At 45.6% G+C, this 5701-nt stretch carries 4 protein-coding genes; 2 read left to right on the top strand and 2 right to left on the bottom strand.

All coding sequences use genetic code 11. The features are described 5' to 3' along the window. Positions 1-323: 323 nt before the first annotated feature. Complete coding sequence (locus AC5V8P_RS22805) at positions 324-1241, bottom strand: hypothetical protein (RefSeq protein ID WP_064797903.1); 918 nt, start codon at positions 1239-1241, stop codon at positions 324-326. After that, entirely contained in the window at positions 1234-1386 is a 153-nt protein-coding gene (locus tag AC5V8P_RS22800; protein WP_165147246.1) for a hypothetical protein, read from the bottom strand. Before AC5V8P_RS22800 ends, AC5V8P_RS22805 begins: the two co-directional genes overlap by 8 nt. A 301-nt stretch (positions 1387-1687) precedes the next feature. Here AC5V8P_RS22800 and AC5V8P_RS22795 point away from each other — a divergent pair, with 301 nt between their 5' ends. Further along, the gene (locus AC5V8P_RS22795; RefSeq protein WP_064797902.1) at positions 1688-3490 is read left to right on the top strand and encodes a vWA domain-containing protein; all 1803 of its coding nucleotides are present in this window, start codon (positions 1688-1690) and stop codon (positions 3488-3490) included. A 24-nt stretch (positions 3491-3514) separates the two neighbouring features. Beyond that, on the top strand, positions 3515-5701 hold a 2187-nt coding region (locus tag AC5V8P_RS22790; RefSeq protein ID WP_495473891.1), incomplete at its 3' end, for a tubulin-like doman-containing protein.

Raw genomic sequence — 5701 nt, 5'->3', positions numbered from 1 at the left:
TCCTGAAAGCGCTGAGCTTCGCTCCGTCATCAGATTTGATATATCGCTTTTTAAGTAGTCCACCCCTTCATCGGGCTGGATGAACCCTTGCGCCAATCGACGGTTCAGCATTTCGAAACTTTTTCACCCAAACTTTGAGTTGGTTAGCCATCCGAAAATCCCCTCCAGGTTCACTCATACCCTCATGGTAACACACAAGGTTTTTTAAGAGTGTATACTTGAAGGGGATGATACCACCTAGGCGATCCTGACGGTTTTTTGCTGCTTTATTGCAGTGGTTTGTCATGCTAATGACGTCATATATAAAAGGGCGTTAGGACAGATCAGTTTTTATACTGCTCCATCAGGTACATGATCTTCACTTCATCGGCCAAATCTCCAAAGGGTTCTAACGGATTCTCCTGGATGATATGATATAAACGTTGGATCCGTTCTTTTGGCAGCTTCCGAACATATCTGGAAATGAAAGCGGCATGGGTGACTACGTAGCGTTTTTTACGGACAGCGGCACTGGCTACGCGAACGAGAATATCTTCGCCCCCTGCCATCTCCAAAATACGGCGCTCATAAAAAACCACATATCGGAATGTCCGTTCCTTGATCAGCTCACGATGGAGTCGGGCAACCTCTCCAATGTATCTGACCATAAGTGGTTCAAAGCTTTTGATCAGAAGAGGATCGAGCGTTAATTCCATGTCCTTGCGGAGAACAAAAGATTGCAGCAAAGCGACCTGCTGTAGCCTTATCCGATCATTGTGAATGAGTATGGCAATCTCGCGTAGCATTTCATAACAGACACGCTCACTAAGCTGCCGCAGGGCAACCGCATTTTTATGATTTACGTTTAAACCTTCCTGGATCTGTTCGATACGGCCTCTAAATAGGCGGATAAGCTGCCTACGCTGCTCATAAGTAACGATGCGCTGTTGTAGAAGGATCAAGGGCAGTAGGAGAAGTGCACCGACGACACCGTACAGTAACATTTGCTGTGGCGAGTGGCCAAAAAAGACAGAAGCAGCCAGCAACGCGATACCGACGGTAAGGTCTTTATGAAAATAACATTTGGTTCTGAGTCTGGCATATTGCTCGATGGGAACCAGTGTATCCCGACCACAGGATGTACATTTCTCTTCCCAAAGGGCGGTGAATTGTCCGCAGCGCTTGCAGACTCTCAGCTTTTGAAAGGCATGTTCTGTACGGGTAAAGGTGCGAAATTGCACAGCCTGCTTGGAACTATTCATTGTGCTCACTTCTCCGGTTCAGCAGTGCGAGAAGCTCGGTGTCGATTTGTGTAATCGACGGGGCGCGTTTTTTATGTATATAGTAAATTAGTGATTTAATGGCGACAAAAAGAAACATAATCGCCAGACATCCGTATGAGATCATAGTGTACTTCCTCTTTCTGTTTAGATTTTTTATGTTACTGTTTTACATGAGCGGGTTTCGCTAGAGTTATTTTTGTCGTATAAAGGAGAAGGCTGGTGCCCGATTGCCCTTGTTGGGGTATAATTATATCATTACTGCAGGATATTGGTAAAATCTCGCGGTATGATAGGCTTTTTAGTCGCATTTAGGCCGCTCGGGCAGGATATTCAGCTGGCGCTCATGTAAAACTCATTATAATTTAATAGTAGTGGAGTACAACTGTAATTTAGAATGAGAATTAATCGGCAAAGGGGTACAAGCGATGTTTAGTAGAGACAGAAAATGGTTTTTGGTCATCGGAATCATATGTACAATGATCATGGCCTCGATTTCGGCCTGGCAGCCACAGAAGGCGAATGCCGCTTCACCCTCTGCTTCTAAAGTGGATGCGGTGCTGGTAGTCGATGTAAGTAATTCGATGAATACCAGTGATCCTGGGAAAATTGGCAATGAAGCCATGAAAATGTTTATTGATATGTTGTCAACGCAAAATGACAAGGTTGGGATTGTAGCCTATACGGATGTCGTACAGCGCGAGAAAGCCTTGCTTAATATTTCATCCGAAGCGGATAAGCAGGAACTGAAGACATTTATTGACGGGCTGAACCGGGGGGCGTATACTGACACCTCCGTAGGTGTTAAGGAAGCGATCCGCATTTTGCAGGATGGCAAAACAGCCGGACATGCGCCTATGATCGTTATGTTAGCTGACGGCAACAACGATTTTAACAAGACGACAGGCCGAACTGAAAGCCAATCCGCTCAGGATATGGCGCAGGCTGTAGCCGAGGCTAAAAAAAGCGGAGTGCCGATCTATACCATCGGCTTGAATGCAGATGGAAAGCTGAACAAAAATAAACTCGCCGACATCGCGCAGCAAACGGGTGGCAAGTCCTTTATAACGAGCTCGGCGGACGACCTGCCGAACATTTTGAGTGAAATTTTCGCCAGCAATCTAAAATTGAAAGTGGTACCCTTGCAATCCATTACGGCTAACGGCGACTATCAGGACGTTACAGTAACTGTACCCAACGATAGCGTGCTGGAAGCTAACATTTCGATCATGTCCTCGAAACCGGTGGACGCGAGATTAATAGACCCATCGGGCAACACGAAGTCGATTCCTTCGAGCGATGTACTGCTGTCCAAGTCCAAAAGCTACTCGCTGATTAAATTGCTCAAGCCTGTGGCTGGCGACTGGAAGCTTCAAGTCAAGGGAGTGCAGCAGGATAAGATTGATATTAATCTGGTATTTAACTATGATTTGGAATTGAAGCTGGACGCACTGCCTGCCAAATCATACAAAAAAGGTGACACGGTTCAAATTCGTTCCTATCTGGCGAGCAATAACCAGCCGTATCAGGACCAGGAACTGTATGCGAATATGAATGCGATTCTGAAGGTGAAGGACCTTGATACCGGTGCAACGAATGAAGTGCCTTTAGCTAACGCAGGCGATGCTTTTACCGGCTCTTATAAGGTTCCGGATGAGCATGATTATGAACTAACCGTCAGAGCAGAGGAGAAGAGCTTTTACCGTGAAACGCAGCCTGTAACCATCAGTGCCAAAGCTGGGATAGCGAGCGGTACGAATACTGGGACAACTCAGCCTACGACATCTGCTGAAAAGTCTAAGCTGCTGCCACTCATTCTTTTAGGGGTGGGACTGCTCGTTTTGCTGGTGGCGGCATATTTCATCTGGAAGGCTGTCAAAAAAGCCAATCGTGGCTTTGTCGGCCAGATCGTACTGGAAATCCGGGATGAAAATACCGGCGAAAAGACATATCCGCAGTATAAGAGGCTGAACACCTTCCGGGGCAAATTCACTTTACACCAGTTGTTGCAACTGGCGCCAGAATTTGCTGGAACTGATAAGGTCGTGTTCACGCCAGCGAATCAGGATCGCATTGTAGTGCGCAGTACCCCAGAGATTACGATTGAAAAATCCGGGCGTGCTGTAGACACAGGCAACGGTCTTGAACTGAAAAACGGTGATCGTCTCACGATTCCGCTGGCAAGTGTGGACAAAACCATTTTACTGGAATTTATTTCCGTAAACAGCTAAACGAACCCTTAGGAGGTCATATCTATGAAACCAGTAGTTAGAGAGCATATCCAACAATTAGACGTATCACTCGGCGGAGGGATCGTAAGCGATAAGATCAGAGTAGACACCATCGATAATCCTATTTTAATTATCGGACTTGGAGGAACGGGGATTGATGCCCTTCTCCGCTTGAAATATCAAATCAATCGCAGATTTAAGCTGCCTGCAGATCCGATCTCCAAGAAAAAAAGCGAAAAACCGGATAATGTGGAATTTCTCGCTTTTGAAACGAATGAACAAGACCGCAACAAAAAATACAAAGGGATTGGCTTGGATCCCATCAATGAGTTTGTATTGCTGTCCAATGCGGAAATCGGCGGATTGCTGCAAAACCGCAGCATTTTAGAGCCATACATCACTGACTGGTTGTCTCCCGAACTAAGCATTACCGATGGTATGAACGGGGCGGCAGGGGTACGTCAGGCAGGACGTTTACTACTATTCACCAAAATCAACCAGGTTGTACAAAGTATTGATAAAAAAATCAAAACCCTGTCTGAAGGCACCAACAAGAAGCTCATGGTGTTTTTGCTGTCTGGTTTGTCCGGCGGTACAGGAAGCGGTACTTTCCTCGATATCTCCTATATCGTCCGAGGCATTATAGAGCGCGACTACGGTTCCGCAGGTGTAGACCGTGTAAATACGCTGGGCTATCTGTTCACGCCGGATATTAATCTGGCGAATAAAAGCCTGAGCGAGCATACGCGTGAATATATTAAAAAGAATGGCTATGCTGCACTGAAAGAGCTCGACTACTGGATGAATGTGGACAGTCGTGGTGAACGCTTTAAGCAACAGTACGGCAACATTTTGACTGTAAACTCGCCGTTGCCGCCATTTAATCTGTGTCATCTTATATCGGCTACAAATACGGAAGGCAAGCTGCTGGAAAATGCTTATGATTACTGCATGAATGTCACCGCCGAGAACATCACCAATTTTATGGCGAGTGAGGAAAAACAGTCGGGCGAAGAGTTCGCCATTCACGACTATATCAGCAACATTCGTACCAATATCGCGCAAATGAATAAGGCGTATCCAGCAAACTACGATTACAATATTATCGGAGCTTCCTCGGCAGTCCTGCCGATGGAGGAAATGACGACATATCTGGCATACCGGATGTTTGGTAAAATGTCCAAAATGTTTGAGCAAGCGCCCAATCAGGAGGATGTAGAGAAGTTTGCCCGCAAGCTGGGCGTGGATCTGGATAGCATGATCAAAAACTTTGAATCCCGTGTACCTGAGCCGCTTCCGGGTTTTGAAAACAGTGAACGATTAAGTTATAACAATGTGGTTAAGATGCAAGTAGTTAATATGGACACTGAGCTGGAGCAAACGTTCCTGACGCGCGCTCGCGAAGAATATATCAAAGCGAAGAAACAGCTTCCGGGCGAAATTGTAGGGCAGTTTACGGACCAAATCCGCCGCATGTTCCTGCATCCTGAGCAAGGGCCGTTTTATGTATCTCGCATGATTTATACTGAAAAAGGGTTTAGCTTGCTGAAAATGCTGCTTTCCTATGTTGAAACGCTGCGAGAATCACTGCACCGTATTCCAACGGATATTGAATGGGCGCGTGAGCAGGCAAACGAGAAGCTGGGTGATGCCAAGAGCGCATTTGTATCCAAGGATAAAAAGAAAAATGCTTATATTGAAGCAAAAATCAACGAATATTGGCTGCGGGCTGATGTGGAACGTACAGAGCAGCTTATTGAATTTTATGAAGACCTGTATGACCTGTTAAACAAAGAAAATAACCGCATTTATAACGTATTTACTGAAATTTTGAATGCATTGAGTGCCATTTTTGAGAAGAATGGTGATCTGCTGATTAACGGCGAGGAACAGTCCGATCACAAAGGCAACAAAACGTATTATTGGAATTTGGTAAGTGTACCGGATATTTCAGAAGTTGTAACCAAGCTGCTGGATAACCGCAATGGTGACGATTTGATTCGTGATTTTGCCCAAGAATTGCTGGAAAATTCAGACCAATGGGTAAAAGATCAGGATATGGACATCATCAGCTCGATCTCCAATTTCTTGACTGAAAAATTCGGGGATCTCATTACCCGTTCCATGGAGGATTTCCTGGTCATGAAATACGGGCAGGACGAAGCGATTGAAAAATTTGTGGAGCGCTACATTGCAAGCAAGCTGGATGAG

The sequence above is a fragment of the Paenibacillus sp. N119s genome, assembly GCF_059447605.1.
Note: the sequence above shows the minus strand (reverse complement) of the source record. Positions and strands in the feature narration are given on the sequence as shown.

Bases quoted from the DNA above. Each gene is read 5' to 3' on its own strand.
- AC5V8P_RS22805 (WP_064797903.1), bottom strand. From the start codon at position 1,241: ATGAATAGTTCCAAGCAGGCTGTGCAATTTCGCACCTTTACCCGTACA.
- AC5V8P_RS22800 (WP_165147246.1), bottom strand. From the start codon at position 1,386: ATGATCTCATACGGATGTCTGGCGATTATGTTTCTTTTTGTCGCCATT.
- AC5V8P_RS22795 (WP_064797902.1), top strand. From the start codon at position 1,688: ATGTTTAGTAGAGACAGAAAATGGTTTTTGGTCATCGGAATCATATGT.